Genomic DNA, 23,129 nt, shown 5'->3' on the forward strand with positions numbered 1-23,129 from the left:
GGTCGAGCTTTGGGCTGCCTCCGCGGCCGTACCGCCCATACTGCGTCTGCAGAAAGCACGGGCGTGGCGCAGGGGTGGCGAAGTATGGCGTTTGCCGTCGCGCGTATTTCTCTCCGCCTCCGCCACGGGAGGATGGGGCACGGTCGTCGGTGGATAGGACGCCCGGTTCCGTCACCAGGTTCCGGGTGGTTCCCAACCACCCCTGGCCTTTACCGAGTACGTACCCATCACGACCGTTGTGACGCTCCGTCGAGCAAGCCCAGTCGACCGCAATAAGCCGTCCCCTGAGGCAGTTTTAAGCCAATTTTGCATTTCCGCAAGAGGAAGGGGAGTTGTTCCCTCTCACCTCACGGACACCAGGAATCCCGGCAGGACAATGCTGGACATCTCCTCACGAGTGCGTGTACATGTGGAGACACTGCTAGCGACGCAGAATGACATGGGGGTTTGCGATGCTTTTGAGCAGTACGTACCGGTTGGAAGGCCGGACGCCATGAACGCTCCGCACCCTCCGAAAGTGGCTGGAATCGATTCAACGGTTCCAGCACCCGCACACACTGTCGCGCCCGTGGCGGCGGGTTCGTCCCCGGCCGCCCCCGCACCTCCCCCGCCCCCTCCCGGCGCGGTGCTCCAGGACCGCCTCGCCGGCTGGGTCTCCGACCTCACTACCCTGCACGAGCTCACCGAACGCCTGGCCCGCACGACCACCCTCGACGAGGCGCTCCAGGAACTGCTGAGGGCCGGCGCCGCCCTGGTGGGTGCCCGGCGCGCCCTCGTCGTCCTCGAACCGGGCGACGGACTCGGCCCGGACACCACCATCGGCCTGGGTCTCGCCCGCGCCGACCTCGGCCACATCGAGACGGTGCCGCGCAGCGCCCTGTCCTACGGCCGGATCCTCGAAGGCCTGCCGGGCGGCGAGGACGGCATCGCCGTGCCCGATCTGTTCGCGGAGGAGGGACTCGACCCCCGCCACCGCGAGGTCGCTGCCCGCCTCGGCTACGCCGCCAGCTACGCCCTCCCCCTGGCCACCGACACCGCCGGCCGCCTCGGCGCCGCCGTGTGGCTCTACGACGAGCCCGCCGAACCGGGCGAGCGGCAATGCCACCTCGCCGGCCTCTACGCGCGCTACGCCGCCGAGCACCTGGCCCGGCTCCTCGAACTGGAACGCACACGCACGTCCATGGCCACGATGTCCGACGAGCTGCTGCCCGCGCGGCTGCCCCGGGTCGCCGGCGTCCAGCTCGCCGCCCGGCACCGCACCGGCCCGCGCGGCGGCGGCGACTGGTACGACGCCCTGCCCCTGCCCGACGCCGCCCTGGGCCTCGCCGTGGGATCCGTCACCGGCTCGGGTCCCAGCGCCGTCGCCGCGATGGGACGGCTGCGGGCGTCGCTGCGCGCGTACGCCGTGATGGAGGGGGAGGACCCGGTCGCCGTCCTGTCCGACCTGGAGCTGCTGCTGCGGCTGACCGAACCGGCCCGCTCGGCCACCGCCCTGTTCGGCTACTGCGAACCGGCCGCGCGCAAGATCACGCTGGCCGGTGCGGGACACAGCCCGCCGCTGCTGATCGGACAGCGCCGCACCGAGTTCGTCGAGACGTCCGTCTCCGCCCCGCTGGGCATGCTCGCCTGCTGGGAGGCGCCGAGCGTGGAGATCCTCGCCGAACCCGGAGAGACGGTTCTGCTCTACACCGACGGGCTGCTGCACCGCACCGGCGAGGCCACCGACCGCGCCTTCGCCCGGCTGCACGCGGCGGCGGCCTCAGTGCCCCGGGCCCTGCGCGGCGACCCCGGCGCGATCGCCGACCACGTCCTGCGGAGCGTGCTGCCGGACGGGCTGGACGCGGCGGAGGGCACGGAGGACGTCGTCCTGCTGGCGGTGCGATTCGAGTAACGCTCCTCGTCATCGCCCCGGGGCCGCTTCCGCGCCGCCGTACAGTGGAGGACGGTCCAGTGCCGTATCGAGGAGGATGACCGTGGCGCAGGAGCTCACCCCGGCAGTGCCCGATTCTGCTGCTGACGCAGCGGGCCCGGACAAGAGCGAAGAGCCGATCAAGCAGCGGAAGAACGGACTGTACCCCGGCGTGTCCGACGAGCTTGCCGAGAACATGAAGAGCGGCTGGGCCGACACGGAGCTGCGCGACCTCGAGCCCATCCCCCAGGCTGCCGAGACCGCCGCCCGCCGGGCCGCGCTCTCCGCGCGCTTCCCGGGTGAGCGTCTGGTGATCCCCGCGGGCAACCTGAAGACCCGCTCGAACGACACCGAGTACGCCTTCCGCGCCTCCGTCGAGTACGCCTACCTCACCGGCAACCAGACCGAGGACGGCGTCCTGGTCCTGGAGCCCACGGACGGGGGCCACGAGGCGACGATCTACCTCCTGCCGCGTTCCGACCGGGAGAACGGCGAGTTCTGGCTGGACGGCCAGGGCGAGCTGTGGGTGGGCCGCCGGCACTCCCTCACCGAGGCCGGGACGCTGTACGGCATCCCCGCCTCCGACGTGCGCGAGCTGGCCGCCGCCCTGCGCGAGGCCACCGGTCCGGTGCGGGTCGTGCGCGGCTACGACGCCGGCATCGAGGCGGCCCTGACCGACAAGGTCACCGCCGAGCGCGACGAGGAGCTGCGGGTCTTCCTCTCCGAGGCGCGTCTGGTCAAGGACGAGTTCGAGGTCGGCGAGCTGCAGAAGGCGGTCGACTCGACCGTGCGCGGCTTCGAGGACGTGGTGAAGGTCCTCGACAAGGCCGAGGCGACCTCCGAGCGGTACATCGAGGGCACGTTCTTCCTCCGCGCGCGCGTCGAGGGCAACGACGTCGGCTACGGCACGATCGCCGCGGCCGGCCCGCACGCCTGCACGCTGCACTGGGTGCGCAACGACGGGGCGGTCCGCTCGGGCGAGCTGCTGCTGCTCGACGCGGGTGTGGAGACGCACACGTACTACACCGCCGACGTGACGCGCACGCTGCCGGTCAACGGACGGTTCAGTGACCTCCAGCGCAAGATCTACGACGCCGTGTACGCGGCCCAGGAGGCCGGGATCGCGGCGGTGAAGCCCGGCGCGAAGTACCGCGACTTCCACGACGCCGCGCAGCGGGTGCTGGCCGAGAAGCTCGTCGAGTGGGGCCTCGTCGAGGGGCCCGTGGAGCGGGTGCTGGAGCTCGGACTGCAGCGGCGCTGGACGCTGCACGGCACCGGGCACATGCTCGGCATGGACGTGCACGACTGCGCTGCCGCGCGGGTCGAGGCGTACGTGGACGGTGTCCTCGAGCCGGGGATGTGCCTGACCGTGGAGCCCGGGCTGTACTTCCAGGCCGACGACCTGACGGTGCCGGAGGAGTACCGGGGCATCGGGGTCCGGATCGAGGACGACATCCTCGTGACGGAGAACGGGAACCGGAATCTGAGTGCGGCGCTGCCTCGGCGCTCGGATGAAGTCGAGGCGTGGATGGCGTCGCTCAAGGGCTGAGGTTCACTCAAGGGCTGAGTGGCGCTCAAGGGCTGAGTGGCGCTCAAGGGCTGAGTTTCGGGTGCGGATGTGGGGGGGGCTGGCCGCGCCCTCGCGACGGAGCCGCACAGAGACTCAGCCCCGCGCACCCATGGCATCCAGGAACAGCGTGCCTGCGAGCAGCGGGGCGGCGCCCCTGGGGACCCAGCCGCGCTCATGAAGGTCTGCGTCCAGGGCTGACAGCGCCGCTGCCCCCCGCTCTGTGGCCGTACCGCCCGCCTCCAGCACACCGCGCGCTCCCGCCTGGACCTGCCGCAGGCCCAGCGGGCCCGCGGTGTAGAGCAGTTCCGTGTCCTGGAGCGTGGACATCACCGTGAGCAGGGCGTCCAGCCGGGCCTGGGGTTCGGTGGCGCCCTGACCGCGGGCCGTGGTGAGGGCGGCCAGGGCGCGGCGGACGTGCGGGAATCCCGCCCTGGCCTCTCCCCTCGCGCCGGCCGCGCCGTAGCGGGCCGACATCGTGGAGCCGCGCGAGGGGCGGCGCGGGGCGCGGCGGTCCGGGTGGGCGGCCAGCTGTCTGGCCAGGCCCGTGGTGTCGGCCGGTCCGGCTCCCGGTCGCAGTGCCGCTGCCGCCACCAGCAGCCCGAGCGTCCACAGGGCGCCTCGATGACCACCGCCCGCCAACGCCACCGTGTGTTCCGTGGAGCGGCCGATCGCGCCCAGGTCCGTCCTGAGGCGGGCACTGGGCTCGCCCGTGCGGCGGGCCGTGGCGGCCATCGCCGTGAGGCCGGGGAGCAGTGCCCGGGCCGACCAGCACAGGGCGCTGTGGTCCCGGCGGGTGGCCCTGGCCGTCAGATCGCGCGGGTCGGGCAGGCCCGGCTTGGGTGCCAGGGCCAGCTGGCCGACCAGGGCGTCGACGGCGGTCTGTGCGAGTGCCTCGTCGCGGCAAGTGCCGTGCTGCGGTCCCGTCATGGGAACCGGAATGTAGGGACGCCACCCGTGAGGGGCATGAGGGCCGGCTTTGGACTCCCTGTGAGTACCGGCCGGACTCGTCCGACCGGTCGGTCAAGAAACAGCAGGTCAGCGGTAGTTGACGTATGAGATCATGGCCGACCTTGCCGGTCCGACTCGGGGAACAGGCGCGATCATCATGAAGAACGTATCGACGGCGCTGACCATGCAGGACGCCATCCTCACCCTCCAGAAGTACTGGAGCGACAACGGCTGCATGATCACGCAGCCGCTGAACACCGAGGTCGGAGCCGGTACGGCCAACCCGGCCACGGCGCTGCGGGTGCTCGGTCCCGAGCCGTGGAGCGTCGCCTACGTGGAGCCGAGCGTACGGCCGGACGACTCGCGCTACGGCGAGAACCCCAACCGGCTCCAGACCCACACCCAGTTCCAGGTGATCCTCAAGCCCGACCCGGGCAACCCGCAGGAGCTCTACCTGGGCAGCCTGCGCGCCCTGGGCGTCGACCTGAACGCACACGACGTGCGGTTCGTCGAGGACAACTGGGCCTCGCCCGCCCTCGGCGCCTGGGGGCTGGGCTGGGAGGTCTGGCTGGACGGCATGGAGATCACCCAGTTCACCTACTTCCAGCAGGTCGGCGGTGTCGCCCTGGACCCGGTGTCGGTGGAGATCACATACGGCCTCGAACGCATCCTGATGAACCTTCAGGGCGTGTCCCACTTCAAGGACATCGCGTACGCGCCGGGCATCACCTACGGCGAGGTGTTCGGGCAGAACGAGTACGAGATGAGCCGGTACTACCTCGACGACGCCGACATCGACACCAACCACCGGCTGTTCGAGTCGTACGCGGCCGAGGCCCGGCGCCTGCTGGACCTGGAGCTGCCGGTCCCGGCGTACACCTACGTGCTCAAGTGCAGCCACACCTTCAACGTGCTCGACGCGCGCGGTGCGATCAGCACCACCGAGCGGGCCAAGGCGTTCTCGCTGATGCGGGGCCTGACCCACGAGACGGCCAAGCTGTGGGAGCGGCGGCGGGCCGCGCTGGAGCATCCGCTCGGGCGGGCGGCGGCACCCCCTCCGGCCGAGCGGGCCATGCTGCCCAAGGTGCCCGGCGTCGAGACGCTGCTCTTCGAGATCGGCGTGGAGGAGTTGCCCTACGCCGACGTCCCCGCGACCACCGAAGCGGTGCGTGAGTCGGTCACCGCCAAGCTCGCCGCGACCCGGCTGGGGCACGGCACGATCAACGTGCTGGCCACCCCGCGCCGGATCGTGATCACCGTCGACGGTGTGCAGCCGCGCGAGCGGGACACCATGAAGACCGTGCGCGGCCCGAAGGTCGCCGCCGCCTTCAAGGACGGCGCTCCCACCCCCGCGTTGCTGGGCTTCGCCCGCAGCCAGGGCGCCGAACCGACGGACGTGCGGATCATCGAGGCCAACGGGGTCGAGTACGTGGCCCTGACCCGGCACGAGGAGGGCCGCCCGGCCGTCGAAGTGCTCAGCGATCTGCTGGCCGAGGTCGTCTCCGGGCTGCGGGCCGGGCGCAACATGCGCTGGAGCGACCCCGGGCTGTCGTTCTCACGCCCCGTGCGCTGGCTGCTCGCGCTGCTGGGCCGTACTCCCCTGCCCGTGGTGGTCTCCTCGCTGTCGGCCGGCGACACCACGCGGGTGCAGCGGCAGGCCCCCTACCCGGAGGTCCGGGTGACCTCCGCCGAGGGCTACCCGCACTTCCTGCACATGCACGGCATCCTGCTCGACCGGGACGCCCGGCGCGGCGCGGTCGTGCGCGGGGCCCTGGAGGCCGCCGCCGAGGTGGGCGGACGCATCGACGTCGAGGGCCAGGCCGGGCTCATCGACGAGATCACCGACATCCTGGAGTTCCCGTACGCCGTGCGGGGGTCGTTCGACGAGCGCTACCTCGAACTGCCCGCGAGCGTCCTGACCACCGTGATGCGCAAGCACCAGCGCTATCTGCCGGTGCTGGACGGCGAGCGGCTCATGCCGCACTTCGTGACCTTCGCCAACGCCCTGTGCGACGACGACGTGGTGCGGGCGGGCAACGAGGCGGTGCTGCGGGCGCGTTACGAGGACGCCACGTTCTTCTGGCGGGCGGACCTGAAGGTGGCGCCGGAGGAGTTCCGGCGGCGGCTGGACAAGCTGACCTTCGAGGACCGGCTGGGCACGGTCGCCGACCGTGCCGTCCGGCTCGCCTCTCTCGCCCAGGACCTGGCCGGGCGGGCCGGGCTCACGGAGGAGTCGGTGGAGGTCGTACGGCGGGCCGGTGCGCTGGCCAAGTTCGACCTGGCGTCGCAGATGGTGATCGAGTTCTCCGGGCTGGCCGGGGTCATGGCGGAGGAGTACGCCCGCCGGGCCGGCGAGTCCCCGGGGGTCGCCCGGGCGCTGGCCGAGATGGAGCTGCCCCGGTCCGCCGGTGGTGCCCTGCCCGCCGGGGACGCGGGGGCCGTGCTGTCCCTCGCCGACCGGTTCGACCTGGTGACGGGCATGTTCCTGATCGGCGCCGCACCCACCGGGAGCTCCGACCCGTACGGGGTGCGCCGGGCCGCGATCGGGCTGCTCAACGTGCTGCGGGGCCTGCCCGCCGTGGCCGGGGTGCGGGTGAGCGAGGGGCTGCGCGCGGCGGCCGTACGGTATGCCGCACAAGGCGTCGAGGTGCCCGCCGAGCGGGTCGCCGAGGCCGCCGAGCTCATCACCCGGCGCTATGAGCAGCAGCTCACGGACGCCGGGCACGAGCACCGGCTCGTCCAGGCCGTCCTGGTCTGGGCCGACCGGCCCGCCCATGGCGATCGCACGCTGGTCACGCTGGAGCGGCATGTCGGAAGCGAGGCGTTCGAGGCGCTCGCTGCCGCGTTCCAGCGAGTGGTGCGCATCCTGCCCGAGGGCGGTGTCGAGGGGGCCGACGTGTCCCTGCTGACCGCGCCCGCCGAACTGGCTCTCGCCGAGAGCGCGCAGGCCGTGCGCCAGGCGTTGCAGGGCCGCGAGGACGATCTCGGCGCCCTGATCGAGGTCTCCGCCCCTCTGGTCGACGCGATCGGCGTGTTCTTCGACGAGGTGCTGGTGATGGACCCCGACCCGGCGGTCCGGGCGGCGCGGCTGGCGCTGCTGACGGAGGTGGCGGGGCTGGCGCGTACGACGCTGGACTGGGGCGCACTGTAAGGCCGCCTGCCCGGTCACGGGCGGTGATCCACACGGCCGCTCGCGGTCAGTGCTTCACCCGGCCGGTCACGGGCGGTGTTTCACGTGAAACACCGCCCCGCCGGGGAGGTCAGACCGCCATCAGTGGTGCGCCGGAACGCCACTTCAGGACCTTGTCGAAGCTCACCACGGCTCCGCCCCGGCCCGGCTTGTTGCCGATGTGGACGTGGTCGGCGAGCTCCTCGATGAGGCACAGCCCCCTGCCGTTCTCCGCGTCGGAGTGCGCGGGGCGGATCGGCGGACGGGACCGGCCGGCGGACGCCCCGGGGAAGCCCGGGCCGGCGTCGGCGACCTCGATCCGGCACTTCTCGCCGTCGAGGTACGCGGTGACCCGGTACGCCTCCGAGCCGGGGCCGCGCCCCGTGTCCCCGCCGTGCTCCACGGCGTTGGCACACGCCTCGCTGAGGGCGACGGAAAGGTCGTAGGAGATGTCGGGGTCGACGCCCGCGGTCTCCATCGTGCCGATCAGCAGGCGGCGGGCGAGCGGCACGCTCGCAGCTTCGCGCCGCAGATGGAGTGACCACCAGATGCTCATGCTCCAGCCTCCTGGCTGCGGCTCGACATACCGTTACGTATTGCCCTCTGTGCCCCTGTGTAAGCGTGAAGTTGACGTGACGCCGCCCATACGGCGGATGCGCGCTGGTCCTGATCGGTGTATGTGGGGGCAGACTTCGGCGCATCCAGGGGCGCGCGGGGCCAGAGCGTGACGTTCCGGTCGTACGGCATCTTGTGGACCTGCCGCACGGGGCGTACGGAGCCAGTGCGATGATGAGCCCGCCATGACTGCCCCCCACGCGCGCGCGACGCGCTCCGGACACACGCTCCGGATCCTGCGGGCCGCGGTGTTCGCCGCGGTCTGTGTCGTGCTGGCCGGGGCAGGTCACGCACTCGCCTCCTGCGACGGCATCCCGCTGTGGACGCTGGGCGCCGGGTTCCTCGGGGTGGCCGCTGTGGCGGCTCCGCTCGCCGGGCGCGTGCGCTCGCTGGCGGGGATCACGGTGCTGCTCGCGGTCGGTCAGACGGTGCTGCACACCCTGTTCGGCCTCGGCCAGCACGGTACGGCCGCCGTCACGTCCTCGGTGCCCGCGAGCGGGAGCGACGCCGCGCTGGTCCAGCAGGCCGCGCAATTCGTGTGCGGCACCACGGCGGCGGCGATCAGCCCGGTGCAGGCGCAGAAGATCCTCGCCGACGCCCGGATCCAGCCGCCCACCGGGACCCACACGCATCTGGCCGCGGACGCCGTCCCCGGCTCCGCCGCCTCGCTGTGGCCGTCCCTGTCGATGCTGCTCGGACACCTCCTCGCGGCGCTCGCCGCCGGCTGGCTGCTGCGCCACGGTGACCTGGCGCTGCTGCGGCTCACCGAACTGTCGGCGCAGGGAGTCGCCGAGGGAGCGCTGGTGCGCTCCCTGCGGGCCACTCTCGCGCTGGTACGCGCCCTGCGCGCCGGGCTTCCGGGAGCCCCGGAGGTTCACCCGCGCCCGGCGCACACCGCCCGGCCCGCGCCCCCGATGCCGCGCACCATGGCACTCCAGCACTCGGTGATCCGGCGCGGCCCGCCGACCGCCCCGGCTTCCGCAGCCGCCCTCGCTCTCGCCGCCTGACGCGACGCGACCCCACCACTTCCGCTTCTCGGATGCCCCCGGGACCTCCTTTTCGGAGTTCCGGATTCCTGGATCCCGCGGAGGAGGGGCCGCCGTCGTGCGGCACGCGCGTGGGCGCGCATCCCTCCTTCCTCATCCAGACCGACTCACAGCGGAGTGCTCCTTCCATGAAGGCTTCCCGAATCGTCGCGGCCGGTGCCGCCGCCGGTGTCACCGTTCTCGCCCTGTCCGCCCCCGCCTTCGCGCACGTCACCGTGCAGCCCGAGGGCACCGCCGCCAAGGGCGGTTACGCGGTCATCGACTTCAAGGTCCCCAACGAGCGCGACGACGCCTCGACCACCAAGATCGAGGTCAACTTCCCCACCGACCACCCGCTGGCCTCCGTCATGCCGGAGCCCATGCCCGGCTGGAAGATCGAGGTCACCAAGTCCAAGCTGGACAAGCCGCTGGAGATGCACGGCGAGAAGATCACCGAGGCCGTCAGCAAGGTCACCTGGACCGCCGACGGCAAGGGGATCGAGCCCGGCTACTTCGAGAAGTTCCCGCTCTCCGTCGGCCAGCTCCCCGAGGACACCGACCAGCTGGCCTTCAAAGCCCTGCAGACGTACTCCAACAAGGAGGTCGTCCGCTGGATCGAGGTGCCGCAGAAGGGCAAGGAGGAGCCCGACAACCCGGCCCCGGTGCTGGAGCTGTCCGCCGCCTCCGAGGACGGGCACCACGGCTCGGCGGCCGATGACGACTCCGACGCCAAGTCGGCCGAGAAGGCCTCCGCCCACACCGCCTCCGACGACTCCGCCTCCTCCGACGGCACCGACACCACCGCCCGCGTGCTGGGCATCGTCGGCATCGTGGTCGGCGCCGCGGGCGTCGCCTACGGCGTGCTCGCCGGGCGCCGGCGGTCCAACGCCTGAGGCCGCTTCCGTTGACGGCGCGCACCGGATCCCCGCCCCCTGCGGGGACTCCCGGTGCGCGCCGGGTCACCGACATCTGGGACATTTTTCTATGCGCACCAAAACCTTCGCCGCGGCCGCCCTCCTCGCCGCCGCCTCCCTGACCCTGACCGCCTGCGGCAGCGGCGACGACGGCAACAAGCCCGTCGCCGTGGTGTCGGAGGAGGCCGGAACCGACAAGGCCGCCACCGTCCTCGACAAGCCGTTCGAGAAGCCGGACCTGGTCCTCACCGACACGCAGGGCAAGAAGTACGACCTCCGCAAGGAGACCGCGGGCAAGCCCACGCTGATCTACTTCGGCTACACCCACTGCCCCGACGTCTGCCCGCTGACGATGAACAACATCGCCGTCGCCAAGAAGCAGCTGCCCAAGGCCGAACAGGACGAGCTGCGCGTGGTGTTCGTCACCACCGACCCCAAGCGCGACACCTCGGCCGAGCTCGGCAAGTGGCTCAAGGGCATCGACACCGAGTTCGTCGGTCTCACCGGCGACTTCGCGACCATCCAGGCCGGCGCCCGCACCCTCGGCATCAGCATCGAGCCGACGCGGAAGGACAAGAACGGCAAGCTCGTCTCCGAGCACGGCACCCAGGTCATCGCGTTCTCCCCGAAGACCGACGGCGGCTATGTGCTCTACGGCGAGAACGCCAAGGTCGACGACTACATCAAGGACCTCCCCAAGATCATCAAGGGGGAGAACCCGTGAGGCGGCGGCTCGGCCCGGCGGCCCTGGTCATAGCCGGAGCGCTGGCCCTGGCGGGCTGCGGCGGCTCGGACTCGGGCGACTCCGGCTCCGGCTCCGGCTCCGGGAAGGCGGAACTGTCCGCCGGTTCCGCGTACATGCCGCAGCCGGTGTCCGACGACATGGCGGCCGGCTTCCTCACCGTCACCAACAAGGGCGGTGCCCCCGACGAGCTGACCTCGGTCACCAGCGACATCGCCGGGCAGGTCACCGTGCACGAGACCGTCGACGGGGCGATGCAGGAGGTCAAGAGCCTCAAGATCCCCGCGGGCGGGCGGCTGGAGCTGAAGAGCGGCGGCGACCACCTGATGTTCGAACAGCTGAAGAGCAAGCCGAAGGAAGGTCAGACGGTCTCCGTCGAACTGCACTTCGCCCACTCCGGCCCCATGAAGGTCGAGATGCCGGTGAAGCCGGCGACCTACACCCCGCCGACCGGACACTGAGGGAGGGACCCCTGTGACGCAGACCATCGCCTCCCGCGTCCGGACAGTGGTGCTGCTGCTCCTGGCCGCGGCCTGCGCACTCCTCGCCGGAGCCGACCCGGCCTCCGCGCACGCCGCGGTGACCGGCAGCGACCCCGGGCAGGGGGCGGTGGTCGACAAGGCCCCGGCCCGGATCACGCTCACCTTCTCCGAACAGGTCGCACTGTCCGACGACTCGCTGCGCGTGCTCGACCCCGAGGGCAAGCGCGTCGACACGGCCAAACCGGCCACCGTCAGGGGCACGACGTACGCCGTGCCCCTGCACTCGGGCCTGCCCGACGGTACGTACACGGTGGCCTACCAGGTCGTCTCGGCGGACAGCCACCCCGTCGCCGGCGCCTACACCTTCTCCATCGGCGCCCCCTCCAAGACGTCCGTGTCGGTCTCCGGGCAGTCGACCGACGACGGGATCGTGGGATGGCTGTACGGCTTCGGACGGTACGTGTCGTACGCCGGTTTGATCGTGATGGCCGGTGGTGCCGCCTTCGTGCTCGCCTGCTGGCGGCGCGGTGCCGGGGTGCGGCCCGTGCAGCGGTTCGTCGTCTCCGGATGGGTCGCGCTCACCGCGTCGACCCTCGCCCTGCTGCTTCTGCGCGGCTCCTTCACGGGCTCCGGGAAGGTCTCCGACATCTTCGACCTGTCCCTGCTCGGGCAGGTGCTGCAGACCAAGAGCGGTGCGGCCCTGGTGTCCCGGCTGCTGCTGCTCGCCGCGGCGGCCCTCTTCATCGCCGTGCTGTTCGGCGCCTATGCCCGCCCGTCGCCCACCACCACCCCGCCCGACGGCGCTTCGCGCCGGCAGCCTGACCCAAGCGAGGACGCCGAGGAGAAGCGGGACCTGACCTTCGGGCTCTCGATCGGCGGCGTCGTGGTGGCGGCCGGGCTCGCGGCGAGCTGGGCGATGTCCGAGCACGCCTCGGTCGGCCTCCAGGCGGGCATCGCCATGCCGGTCGACGTGCTGCATCTGCTGGCCGTCGCCGCCTGGCTCGGCGGGCTGGGCGCGCTGCTGGTCGCCCTGTACCGCGCGCCCGCCGAGACACCCGTCGACGCACCGGCGGTACGCCGCTTCTCCCAGGTCGCCTTCGGCAGCGTCCTCGCCCTGATCGCGACCGGGACGTACCAGTCCTGGCGCCAGCTCGGCTCCTGGTCGGCCTTCACCGACACCCGCTACGGCCAGCTCCTCCTGGCCAAGATCGCCCTCGTGGTCGTCCTGGTCGGCGTCGCGTGGATCTCACGCCGCTGGACAGGGCGACTGGCGGAGACGGTGCCGGTGGAGGCATCGGCGGTACGGGAGAAGGAGCGGGTCGGCGCGAGGGCGGACGACACCGGGGAGACCGCGGCCGTCGGCACCGGGGAGACTGCGGCCGTCGGCACCGGGGAGACTGCGGCCGTCGGCACCGGGGAGACCGCGGCCGTCGGCACCGGGGAGACCGCGGCCGTCGGCACCGGCGACGGGGATGCCCCTGCCGAGGGCGAGGGGGATACCCGCCTCGACACCGACGAGCAGCCCGGCCCCGAATCCGCCGGCCCCGAGCCCGCCGGCCCCGAGCCCGCCGACTCCGAGCCCGCCGACTCCGAGCCCGCCGACTCCGAACGCGCCGCGCAGCTCGCCCGGCAGCAGGCCGCCCGGGACGCGGCCCAGCGGAAGCGGATGCGGGACGCGGATTCCAACCGCTTCGGGCTGCGCCGCTCCGTGCTGGCCGAGGCCGGTATCGCGGTCGTTCTGCTCGCCGTGACCACCGTCCTGACGCAGACCGAGCCGGGACGCACCGAGCAGGAGGCCAAGGCGGCCACCGCGGCCTCCGCGGTCTCCTCCGCCGACGAGGGCGCGTCCGGGGCGCTGACCCTGAACATGCCGTTCGACACCGGCGGCGAGGACGGCAAGGGCATCGTCACCATCGACGTCGACCCCGCCCGCGTGGGCGGCAACGAGATGCACGTCTACGTGGAACGCCCCAACGGCCGGGCCTTCGACATCCCCGAGGTGAAGGTCGAGTTCACCCTGAAAGCCAAGGACATCGGGCCCCTGCCCGTCATCCCCGACCACATCGCCACCGGACACTGGTCGGCGAACGGAGTGCAGATCCCCATGGCCGGGGACTGGCAGGTCGACGTGACCGTGCGGACCTCCGACATCGACGAGGTGACCGTCTCCAAGAACGCGCAGATCGGCTGAACCACCATGCCTGACCAGTCCCTTCCGAAGGCCCGCACCCCCGAGGCCAGCACGGCGCAGAGCGACGCGGCCCCCACTCACGAGGGCCTCTCCCGGCGGCGGCTGCTCGGCACCGCGGGTGCCACCGGGCTCGTCCTCGGCACGGCGGGTGCCGCCGTGGGCTACGCCGCCGCCCCCTCCGAAGCGGCCGCTCCGCTCACCTCGCTCGGCACCGACCGAGCGATGTTTCACGGGAAACATCAGCCCGGCATCACCGACGGCCTCCAGGCACGCGGCCACCTCGTGGCCTTCGACCTGGCGGCGGGCGCCGGCCGCAAGGAAGCCGCAGCCCTGCTCCGCCGCTGGTCGGAGACGGCCCGGCGGCTGATGGCGGGCGAGCCGGGCGGTCACGACGACACCGACGTGGCCCGCGACGCCGGTCCCTCCTCGCTGACGATCACCTTCGGCTTCGGCCACAGCTTCTTCGCCCGGACGGGACTGGAGAAGCAGCGCCCCACCGCCCTGGACCCGCTGCCCGAGTTCTCCTCCGACCACCTCGACAAGAACCGCAGCAACGGCGATCTGTGGGTACAGATCGGCGCCAACGACGCCCTGGTCGCCTTCCACGCCCTGCGCGCGATCCAGAAGGACGCGGGCCGGGCGGCCAGGGTCCGCTGGCAGATGAACGGCTTCAACCGCTCCCCGGGCGCCACCGCCCACCCCATGACAGCCCGCAACCTCATGGGCCAGATCGACGGCACCCGCAACCCGAAGCCGGGCGAAACCGACTTCGACCAGCGCATCTTCGTCCCCGAGAAGGCCGAACCGGCCTGGATGGCGAACGGCTCCTACGCCGTCGTACGCCGGATCCGCATGCTCCTCGACGACTGGGAGAAGCTCTCCGTCAGGGCACAGGAGGACGTGATCGGGCGCCGCAAGTCCGACGGGGCGGCGCTGTCCGGGGGCACGGAGAAGACCGCGATGGACCTGGAGAAGACGGACGCCAAGGGCAACCTGGTGGTCCCGATCAACGCCCACGCCCGCATCACCCGGCCCGACCAGAACGGCGGCGCGGCCATGCTCCGCCGCCCGTTCTCCTTCCATGACGGCATCGACGCCGACGGGGTGCCCGACGCGGGCCTGCTCTTCGTCTGCTGGCAGGCCGATCCCCTGCGCGGGTTCGTGCCGGTGCAGCGCAAGCTCGACCGTGGCGACGCCCTGTCGCAGTTCATCCGCCACGAGTCGAGCGGCCTGTTCGCGGTGCCCGGCGGGGCGGCGGAGGGCGAGTACGTGGGGCAGAAGTTGCTGGAGGGGTGAGAGTTCCCCCCTGTATGGGCTTGTGGGGGATAGCGCTTCCGCGGGCCCACTAGGGTGAGGTCATGCCAGCGAGCTATGCGTATCTCGGTCCTGAGGGCACGTTCACCGAAGTCGCCCTGCGCACGCTTCCCGAGGCCGCCACCCGGGAGCTGATCCCCTACGTGTCGGTCCAGTCCGCGCTCGACGCGGTACGCGCGGGCGAGGCCGAGGCCGCGTTCGTGCCGATCGAGAACTCCGTCGAGGGCGGCATCACCACCACCCTCGACGAGCTGGTCGCCGGCGCGCCGCTGATGATCTACCGCGAGGTGCTGCTGTCGATCACCTTCGCGCTGCTGGTCCGCCCGGGCACGAAGCTGTCGGACATCAAGACCGTCTCGGCCCACCCTGCCGCGCAGCCGCAGGTGCGCAACTGGCTGAAGAAGCACCTCCCGGACGCCCACTGGGAGTCCGCCGCCTCGAACGCGGACGCCGCCCGCCTGGTCCAGGAGGGCCAGTACGACGCGGCCTTCGCGGGTGAGTTCGCGGCCGCCCGCTACGGCCTGGAGGCCCTGGAGACCGGGATCCACGACGCGGAGAACGCCCAGACGCGGTTCGTGCTGGTGGGCCGTCCGGCCCGGCCGGCCGCTCCGACCGGCGCTGACAAGACCTCGATCGTGCTGTGGCAGCGCGACGACCACCCCGGCGGCCTGCGCGACCTGCTCGGCGAGTTCGCCACCCGCGGCATCAACCTGATGCTGCTCCAGTCCCGGCCCACCGGCGCGGGCATCGGCAACTACTGCTTCTGCATCGACGCCGAGGGCCACATCTCCGACCGCCGGATGGCCGACGCCCTGATGGGCCTGAAGCGGATCTGCCTCCAGGTGCGCTACCTCGGCTCCTACCCGCGCGCGGACATGCGGCCGGGGGACGTGCAGCCGCCGCGGCTGGGGACCTCCGACGAGGAGTTCGCGGGGGCGGCGGACTGGGTCGCGCGGTGCCAGGACGGGCGTTTCTGACCGGGCTCCGAGCCCGTTCCCCGGCCGGTCGTACCTGCTGATAGTCGTTATCCACAGAAGTTATCCACAGGTCCGCTTCTCGACCTGGGGACAAGTCGACAACGAAGCGTGAGTCAGTCGACAAATCACCTACAGGCCCCCGATGCGTCCATCACCGGGCAGGTCACCCTTCGTCCACCGTTTCCCCTTCCATAACTCTCCCGGGTGACCTCTTTCCACTCGAAAGTGAGGGTAGAGCGGGTTTGCGGAGGGAATTCATGGGGTGGTCGACGCCATCCGGAGTGATCAATTCCGAAGTCCACAGATCTTGCACACAACCTGTGGATAACTCTTGCCGGGATGTGGATCCCTGTGGACAACTCAAGCCCAAGTCCCTTCTCCCGCAAGGGATTCGAGTCAAGACGGCACCCGCCGGATGCCTCGTTCCGGGGAGAGGCATCTTCTTTATTGACACTGTGCGCAATTCGCCCATAACGGTACGTAATTCGCTATCGGAATAGTGAGTCGTGGGCGGTCACCCCGCACCGGTAGCCTTGGGCGCGTGATTGACCTTCGCCTGCTCCGTGAGGACCCCGACCGTGTGCGCGCGTCGCAGCGCGCCCGTGGAGAGGACGTCGCGCTCGTCGACGCCCTCCTGTCTGCCGACGAGAGGCGCAGGTCGTCCGGCGTCCGCTTCGACGAGCTGCGCGCCGAGCAGAAGGCGCTCGGCAAGCTCATCCCCAAGGCGGCCGGCGACGAGAAGTCCGAGCTGCTGAAGAAGGCGGGCCAGCTCGCCGCCGACGTCAAGGCGGCCGACGCCGAGCGCGACGCCGCCGCGACCGAGACCCAGGAGCTGCTCCAGAGGCTCGGCAACCTCGTCCACCCGGACGTGCCCGTGGGCGGCGAGGAGGACTTCGTCACCCTCGAGAAGCACGGCACGATCCGCGACTTCGCCGCCGAGGGATTCGAGCCCAAGGACCACCTGGCGCTCGGCCAGATCCTCGGCGCGATCGACGTCGAGCGGGGCGCCAAGGTCTCCGGCTCGCGCTTCTACTTCCTGACGGGCGTGGGCGCCCTCCTGGAGCTCGCCCTGGTGAACGCGGCGATGGCGCAGGCCACCGCGGCCGGCTTCACTCCGATGCTGACCCCCGCGCTGGTGCGTCCGCAGTCGATGGCGGGCACCGGCTTCCTCGGCCAGGCGGCCCAGGACGTCTACCACCTCGCCGACGACGACCTCTACCTGGTCGGCACGTCCGAGGTGCCGCTCGCGGCGTACCACATGGACGAGATCCTCGACGCCGACCGCCTGCCCCTGCGCTACGCGGGCTTCTCGCCCTGCTTCCGCCGCGAGGCCGGCTCGCACGGCAAGGACACCCGGGGCATCTTCCGCGTGCACCAGTTCGACAAGGTCGAGATGTTCTCCTACGTCGCTCCCGAGGACTCGCAGGCCGAGCACCAGCGCCTGCTGGAGTGGGAGAAGCAGTGGCTGACCTCGCTGGAGCTGCCGTACCGCGTGATCGACGTGGCGAGCGCCGACCTGGGCGCCTCGGCCTCCCGCAAGTTCGACTGCGAGGCGTGGATCCCGACCCAGGGCAAGTACCGCGAGCTGACCTCGACCTCGGACTGCACCGAGTTCCAGTCCCGCCGCCTGTCGATCCGCGTCCGTGACGGCAAGCAGGTCAAGCCGCTGGCCACGCTCAACGGCACGCTGTGCGCCGTTCCCCGCACGATCGTGGCGATCCTGGAGAACCACCAGCAGGCCGACGGCTCGGTGCGCGTGCCCGAGGTGCTGCGCCCGTACCTGGGCGGCCGGGAGGTCCTGGAGCCGGTGGCCAAGTGAGCGACACGGCTGCCCCGGGCGGTTTCCCGTACCGGCTCGTCGCCACCGATCTCGACGGGACGCTGCTGCGCTCCGACGACACGGTGTCGCCGCGCACCCGTGACGCGCTCGCCGCGGCCACTGCGGCGGGCGCCGCGCACATCGTCGTCACCGGCCGCGCCGTCCCGTGGACCCGGCACATTCTCGACGACCTCGGCTACCAGGGCCTGGCCGTCTGCGGCCAGGGCGCGCAGGTCTACGACGCCGGCGCGCACCGCCTGCTGACGTCGGTGACGCTGGACCGGCAGCTGGCCGGGGTGGCGCTGGCCAAGATCGAGGCGGAGGTCGGCCCGCTGTACCTGGCGGCGAGCCGCGACGGCCTCGACGGCGAGGTGCTGGTCGGCCCGGGCTACGCGGTCCAGGGCACCCTGCCCGCCACGCCCTTCACGGACGCGTCGGACCTGTGGACCGCGCCTCTGAACAAGCTGTACATCCAGCACCCGACCCTGTCGGACGACGAGCTGTGCGAGGCGGCCACGCGGACCGCCGGCGGTTTCGTCACGGTCACGATGGCGGGCGAGGGCATCGTAGAGCTTCTCCCCCTGGGCCTGTCCAAGGCGACGGGGCTGTCCCTGGCGGCCCGCCGGCTCGGGATGAAGGCGGCCGACACGATCGCCTTCGGCGACATGCCCAACGACATACCGATGTTCGCCTGGGCCTCCTACGGCGTCGCCATGGCGGACGCCCACGAGGAACTGAAGGCGGTGGCCGACGAGGTGACGGCCTCCCATGACGAGGACGGCATCGCGGTGGTGCTGGAGCGGTTGCTGGGCTGAGCGTCGGGCCTCCGCCCGTGGCTCGTGGCTCGTCGCCCGTCGCCCGTCGCCCGTCGCCCGTCGCCCGTCGCCCGTGGCTCGCAGCTCGTCGCTCGTCGCTCGTCGCTCGTCGCTCGTCGCCCGTGGCTCTTGGCTCGTCGCCCGTGGCTCGTCGCCCGACGCCCGACGCCCGACGCCCGACGCTCGACTGAGTGTGGGGACGGTCGCCCGGCGTCGGGCGGTGCTCGGCGGAGGATGCACGGATCGAACGTGCGCGGGCTGTTGGGCCCGATCTTGACTCGCTTCTGATCAAACGCAGCGCGAGCCAGTGCCTTACCACTCGGCCAATCCTCCGGGTGGGCGGCCCACGCGATGTGTGATTCGCGTGCTCGAAGCGGCCGCCCCGGGCAGCTCCCCGTGTGGGGCGGGTTCGACGGAGGGTAGTGGCTACTCCGGATCCCGCCGCGGGCTGCCCTGAAGGGAGCTGGACGTACTGCCGTGCATGGACATCGTCCCGCTCCTCTCCCAGAACGCGGCGCCGGGCTCTCCGCCCGGCCGTGATGACAACCACTGTGCCCGCCGGGCGAATTGGACGCCACTGATTAAATCGGCTGCCGGTCCGGCGGCGTGGCCGGCTACTTCCTGCGCCACCTGCGCCGCCGGACCTTGCTGAAGAACCAGCCCGCGGGCGGCTCGTCGGAGCGCCAGGGCTGCGGCTGCGGTTCCTCACGGCGCCACTTCGCGGCGAGCATCCGGGCACGGGCGGACGGCTCGGAGGTCCCGGCGGAGCGTATGAAGTCCTCGTCCAGGACGACCCCGTCGAGGTCGTCCGGGGCCTCGCCCCCGTAAGGGGACCCGGACTGGGATCCAGCCTCGGATCCGCGGTCGCCGTACTGAGCCCTCTCGCCCGCCATTCCCGTCCTCCCCGCCGTCCAACTTCCGTATTGATTCCCCTACATCCCGTTCACCCAGTGTGCCCTGACAGAGGTGAAGCCTCCGTCAAGGCCGGGGCACGTCACTCCTCGCCGGCGAGGGTGAGGGAACGCAGCTTCTGTCCGGCGAACCAGGTGGCCAGCACCGTGACGGCCACGAGCAGCACCGTCGCCGTGGTCAGGCCCACGTCCGAGGAGACCAGGTCCCCTCCGGAGACCTTCTGGGCCACCGCCAGCGACCACTGCTGGACGCTCAGCGTGCGCGCACCGGGCACCAGGGAGCCGAACAGGGCCTCCCAGACCAGCGCGTAGACGAGACCGAACACCACCGCGTGCCGGGAGACCGTGCCGAGCAGCAGGAACAGGGCCGCGTAGGCGATGGACGCGACCAACGCGGCCACCGTGTAGGCGACGGCGACCTGCTGGCCGTTGCCGTTCAGGATGAAGCCGGCGATGAGCGTCGGCACCGCGGAGAACACCATGGTCACCGCGATCGCGACGATCAGCTTGGTGAAGATGATGGTCGGCCGCTTGATCGGCTTCGACAACAGGTACACCACCGAGCCGTCGTCGATCTCCGGCCCGATCGCGCCCGTTCCGGCGATGACGCCGATGATCGGCACCATCGTGGCGAGGGCGAGGCCGCCCAGCAGGTCGGCCGCGGTCTGGTCGTCCGCCCCGGCCAGGCCGCGCACCGCCAGGGCGATCACAATCAGCAGCATCGGCAGGGCGCCGAGAATGAGAGCCCGGCGCCGGCCGAGCAGGGCCCGGTACGTGAGCCGGGCGACTGTGGGGTCGTACATCAGGGCCTCCTACGCCGCGACGAGGTACGAGAAGACGGACTCGAGGGACTCGTCGGACGGCGAGACCGTGAGCAGCCGGATGCCGTGGTCCCTGGCCACCCGCGGCAGCAGGGCCGTGAAGCGGCCGAAGTCGACGGCCTGGATGCGCAGCGCGCTCTCGGCGAGGTCGACCTCGATGCCGGCCGTCGACGGGTCGGCGATCAGCGCGGCCGCGAGGGCGCGGTCGTCGCTGGAACGCACCAGGTAGCGGTGCGGCCGGTCGGTCATCAGGCGGCGGATCTTGCGGAAGTCACCGCTGGCGGCGTGCCGGCCGGCGACGACGACCTCGATGTGCCAGGCGAGTTGCTCGACCTCTTCGAGGATGTGGGACGAGAACAGCACCGTGCGGCCCTCGTCGCCCATGCGGCGCAGCAGGTCCATCAGCTGCATGCGCTGACGGGGGTCCATGCCGTTGAAGGGCTCGTCGAGCAGCAGCAGCGACGGGTCGTGGACCAGAGCGCTCGCCATCTTCACGCGCTGGCGCATGCCCTTGGAGTACGTCTGGATCTTGCGGTCCTGCGCGTACTCCATCTCGACCGTGGCCAGGGCCTTCTGCGCCGCCTTGGCGCCCAGGCCGTGCAGTTCGGCGTTGGCGAGGACGAACTCCTTGCCGGTGAGGAAGTCGTACATCGCCTCCCGCTCGGGGACGACGCCGATGTGCTTGTAGATCTGCTCGTTGCGCCACACGGCCTGGCCGTCGAGGGTGACCGTGCCGGTGGAGGGGGCCAGGAAGCCGCCCATCATGTTGATGAGGGTGGACTTTCCGGCACCGTTGGGGCCGAGCAGGCCCGTGACGCCGGGGCCGATCGTCATGGTGATGTCGTTGACGGCGACCACGTTGCCGAACCAGCGGGAGACGTGGTCGATGTTGAGCGTGGTCACAGTCCCACCTTCTTGTAGCGGCGCATCAGGAGGCCGTAGCTCGCCGCGATCAGGCCCAGGGCGACGACGACGTAGACGACGCCCTCGGCGGTGCTCGGGCCCACCCCGCTGGGGGAGGCGGACGTCGCGCCCAGGAACGCGGACTGCACACCGTCGATGATCGTGATCGGGGAGAACAGCCCGATCCACGGCACGGCGTCGCCGCTGCCCTGCGCGTCGGCGATGGCCTGGAGGGTGGAGACCGCGCCGTAAGTGATGGTCAGCACGGCGATCACGGCCGCGATACCGAAGCCGCGGCGCGGCGTGAAGGACGCGATGACGAGGCCGATGCCGGCGAAGAGCAGTGAGAGCAGTGCCACCGAGACGAGCCCCTGTGCGAATCCCTTGGTCTGGTCGGCGAAGTCGAGCTTGGCCAGCAGCGCGCCCACGTAGAGCAGGAGCAGGGGGCCGGCGGTGAGGATGAAAAGTGCCGAGGCCAGCGCCGCGAACTTGGCACGGACGTAGTCGGCGGTCTCGATGGGCCGCGAGAAGTACAGCGGCACCGTCTTGAAGCGCAGGTCACGCGAGACGGACTGGGGTGCCTGCGAGGCGACGTAGAGGCTGATGACCGCCTGCATGATGATCGCGTAGCGCGTGTAGTCCACGGGCAGGGCGTTGGCCTTGGTGGCGACCGCGACGGCGACCATGATGGCCGCTGGCGCGCACATCACCACGAAGAGCAGCATCGGCAGCACCTTGGATTTCACCGAACGGCCAAGGCCGTAGGAGCCGCGCAGGGACTGCGAGTACAGGGAGCGCCGGGCGTAGGCGCGGCCGAGGCGGGGACCGTCGTACGTGCGGTAGCCGATGTTGTGGATGCGGGTCTGGTCGCCCGGTGCCGGGGCGGCTGTCCCCGTGGAGTGCTCAACCGCCATGGCCGACCGCCTCCTTCCGCTGCTCGCGCTCGTCTGTGCTGGTGAAAACCTCGGAGATGTGGTGCCGGCGCTGCTCCATGCGCACCAGGCCGAGTCCGAGGTCCGCGATCACGTCCCGGACCACGTCGTACGTCTCCTCGCCCTGCGTGGTGAGCAGCAGGACGTGGCCGGCGCCCGGAAGGCCGCTGCCGTCCTCGACGCTCACCCCGCGCGCGTGCAGCGCCTCGCGGACGGCGCGGGTGCCGTCCGGGTGCTCGTCGGTGTCCGTGACCTCGATCGCGAGGGTGGTGGTGATCTGCGTGAAGTCCGTGGTGGAGCTGGAGCGCAGGAGCTTGCCGCCGTCGATGACGACGACGTGGTCGCAGGTGCGCTCCAGTTCGCCCAGCAGGTGGGAGGTGACCAGGACCGAGATGCCGAAGTCGGTGTGGATGCGGCGGATGAGGCCGAGCATCTCGTCGCGGCCGACCGGGTCGAGGCCGTTGGTCGGCTCGTCCAGGAGGACCAGCTGAGGGTCGTGGACGAGGGCCTGCGCGAGTTTGACGCGCTGCTTCATCCCCGTCGAGTAGCCGCCGATGGGGCGGTAGCGCTCCTCGTACAGCCCGACGTGGCGCAGGGTGTCGGCCGTGCGCTCGCGCGCTGCCGTGGGCGGCAGACCGGACATGCGCGCCATGTGGACGACGAACTCGGTGGCCGAGACGTCCGGCGGCAGGCAGTCGTGCTCGGGCATGTAGCCGACCCGCTCGCGGATGGCGCCGCCCTTGGTGGCGACGTCGAGACCGAGCACTTCGGCGCGGCCCTCGGTGGCGGGGGACAGACCCAGCAGGATCTTGATCAGTGTGGACTTGCCGGCTCCGTTGGCTCCGACGAGTCCGGTCACACCGGGTCCGACGTCCACGGAGAGCCGGTCAAGCGCGGTCACCCGGGGGAACCGCTTGCTCAGGCTTTCGGTCGCGATCACAGTCACCCTTCGAACTTAGGGGCCGTGCGCGTGGCGGGCATCACTCCGCAGAGCTGTCTTCGGATCAGCCCTGAGTATTACGGGCCCCTAGGGGAGCTGGTTCTCGAGAGTTACCACGCCGGGTGGGAGCCG

Annotated in this window: 19 protein-coding genes and 1 tRNA gene; 12 read left to right on the top strand and 8 right to left on the bottom strand. The window is 71.3% G+C overall.

Going from position 1 to position 23,129, the window contains the following annotated elements; translation table 11 throughout:
- Positions 1–376: 376 nt before the first annotated feature.
- Together HDC93_RS07145 and HDC93_RS07150 are read left to right on the top strand one after the other, a co-directional pair.
- Positions 377–1,891, top strand: a complete 1,515-nt coding sequence (locus HDC93_RS07145; protein ID WP_185008309.1) for a PP2C family protein-serine/threonine phosphatase — start codon at positions 377–379, stop codon at positions 1,889–1,891.
- A 76-nt stretch (positions 1,892–1,967) separates the two neighbouring features.
- Positions 1,968–3,458: an aminopeptidase P family protein gene (locus HDC93_RS07150; RefSeq protein ID WP_185008311.1), complete on the top strand. Its 1,491-nt coding sequence runs from the start codon at positions 1,968–1,970 to the stop codon at positions 3,456–3,458.
- Positions 3,459–3,572: 114 nt separating this feature from the next.
- Here HDC93_RS07150 and HDC93_RS07155 read toward each other — a convergent pair whose 3' ends face one another.
- Positions 3,573–4,406 (bottom strand): triphosphoribosyl-dephospho-CoA synthase, encoded by an 834-nt coding sequence (locus HDC93_RS07155; protein ID WP_185008313.1) that lies wholly within the window; start codon positions 4,404–4,406, stop codon positions 3,573–3,575.
- 178 nt (positions 4,407–4,584) lie between these two features.
- Between HDC93_RS07155 and HDC93_RS07160 the strand changes: the two genes are divergently transcribed.
- Entirely contained in the window at positions 4,585–7,578 is a 2,994-nt protein-coding gene (locus HDC93_RS07160) for a glycine--tRNA ligase (protein WP_185008315.1), read from the top strand.
- A gap of 109 nt (positions 7,579–7,687) precedes the next feature.
- On the opposite strand, the gene HDC93_RS07165 is transcribed toward HDC93_RS07160, so the two are convergent.
- Positions 7,688–8,152 (bottom strand): ATP-binding protein, encoded by a 465-nt coding sequence (locus HDC93_RS07165; protein ID WP_185008317.1) that lies wholly within the window; start codon positions 8,150–8,152, stop codon positions 7,688–7,690.
- Between the two features lie 244 nt (positions 8,153–8,396).
- Between HDC93_RS07165 and HDC93_RS07170 the strand changes: the two genes are divergently transcribed.
- From HDC93_RS07170 to HDC93_RS07210, 9 genes are all read left to right on the top strand, one after another.
- Positions 8,397–9,218 (top strand): hypothetical protein, encoded by an 822-nt coding sequence (locus HDC93_RS07170; RefSeq protein ID WP_185008319.1) that lies wholly within the window; start codon positions 8,397–8,399, stop codon positions 9,216–9,218.
- Positions 9,219–9,385: 167 nt separating this feature from the next.
- A complete protein-coding gene (locus HDC93_RS07175) occupies positions 9,386–10,129 on the top strand; it encodes a YcnI family protein (RefSeq protein ID WP_185008321.1) in 744 nt (247 codons plus the stop codon).
- Positions 10,130–10,220: 91 nt separating this feature from the next.
- Positions 10,221–10,874, top strand: a complete 654-nt coding sequence (locus HDC93_RS07180) for an SCO family protein (protein ID WP_185008323.1) — start codon at positions 10,221–10,223, stop codon at positions 10,872–10,874.
- Positions 10,871–11,353 (top strand): copper chaperone PCu(A)C, encoded by a 483-nt coding sequence (locus HDC93_RS07185; RefSeq protein WP_185008325.1) that lies wholly within the window; start codon positions 10,871–10,873, stop codon positions 11,351–11,353. The genes HDC93_RS07180 and HDC93_RS07185 overlap by 4 nt, the downstream gene beginning before the upstream one ends.
- A gap of 13 nt (positions 11,354–11,366) precedes the next feature.
- Positions 11,367–13,565, top strand: coding sequence for a copper resistance protein CopC (locus HDC93_RS07190; RefSeq protein ID WP_185008327.1), 2,199 nt, complete (start codon positions 11,367–11,369; stop codon positions 13,563–13,565).
- A 6-nt stretch (positions 13,566–13,571) separates the two neighbouring features.
- Positions 13,572–14,861 (top strand): iron uptake transporter deferrochelatase/peroxidase subunit, encoded by a 1,290-nt coding sequence (gene efeB / locus HDC93_RS07195; protein WP_185008329.1) that lies wholly within the window; start codon positions 13,572–13,574, stop codon positions 14,859–14,861.
- Between the two features lie 62 nt (positions 14,862–14,923).
- On the top strand, positions 14,924–15,856 hold the full coding sequence (gene pheA / locus HDC93_RS07200) for a prephenate dehydratase (protein ID WP_031104065.1): 933 nt from the start codon (positions 14,924–14,926) through the stop codon (positions 15,854–15,856).
- 541 nt (positions 15,857–16,397) lie between these two features.
- Positions 16,398–17,675, top strand: a complete 1,278-nt coding sequence (serS, locus tag HDC93_RS07205; RefSeq protein ID WP_185008331.1) for a serine--tRNA ligase — start codon at positions 16,398–16,400, stop codon at positions 17,673–17,675.
- On the top strand, positions 17,672–18,490 hold the full coding sequence (locus HDC93_RS07210) for an HAD family hydrolase (RefSeq protein ID WP_185008332.1): 819 nt from the start codon (positions 17,672–17,674) through the stop codon (positions 18,488–18,490). The genes serS and HDC93_RS07210 overlap by 4 nt, the downstream gene beginning before the upstream one ends.
- A gap of 228 nt (positions 18,491–18,718) precedes the next feature.
- On the opposite strand, the gene HDC93_RS07215 is transcribed toward HDC93_RS07210, so the two are convergent.
- The 6 genes from HDC93_RS07215 to HDC93_RS07240 all read right to left on the bottom strand — a co-directional run bounded on the left by HDC93_RS07215 (position 18,719) and on the right by HDC93_RS07240 (position 22,997).
- Positions 18,719–18,823 (bottom strand) — tRNA-OTHER (locus HDC93_RS07215).
- A gap of 281 nt (positions 18,824–19,104) precedes the next feature.
- The gene (locus HDC93_RS07220) at positions 19,105–19,383 is read right to left on the bottom strand and encodes a hypothetical protein (protein WP_185008334.1); all 279 of its coding nucleotides are present in this window, start codon (positions 19,381–19,383) and stop codon (positions 19,105–19,107) included.
- A gap of 101 nt (positions 19,384–19,484) precedes the next feature.
- Positions 19,485–20,204, bottom strand: a complete 720-nt coding sequence (locus tag HDC93_RS07225; protein WP_185008336.1) for an ABC transporter permease — start codon at positions 20,202–20,204, stop codon at positions 19,485–19,487.
- Positions 20,205–20,213: 9 nt separating this feature from the next.
- Positions 20,214–21,125: an ABC transporter ATP-binding protein gene (locus tag HDC93_RS07230; RefSeq protein ID WP_185008338.1), complete on the bottom strand. Its 912-nt coding sequence runs from the start codon at positions 21,123–21,125 to the stop codon at positions 20,214–20,216.
- Positions 21,122–22,039, bottom strand: coding sequence for an ABC transporter permease subunit (locus HDC93_RS07235; protein ID WP_185008340.1), 918 nt, complete (start codon positions 22,037–22,039; stop codon positions 21,122–21,124). Before HDC93_RS07235 ends, HDC93_RS07230 begins: the two co-directional genes overlap by 4 nt.
- Entirely contained in the window at positions 22,029–22,997 is a 969-nt protein-coding gene (locus HDC93_RS07240; RefSeq protein ID WP_185008874.1) for an ABC transporter ATP-binding protein, read from the bottom strand. Before HDC93_RS07240 ends, HDC93_RS07235 begins: the two co-directional genes overlap by 11 nt.
- Between the last annotated feature and the right edge of the window lie 132 nt (positions 22,998–23,129).

Source organism: Streptomyces sp. AK010 (assembly GCF_014207295.1).
Lineage (GTDB): Bacteria > Actinomycetota > Actinomycetes > Streptomycetales > Streptomycetaceae > Streptomyces > Streptomyces massasporeus.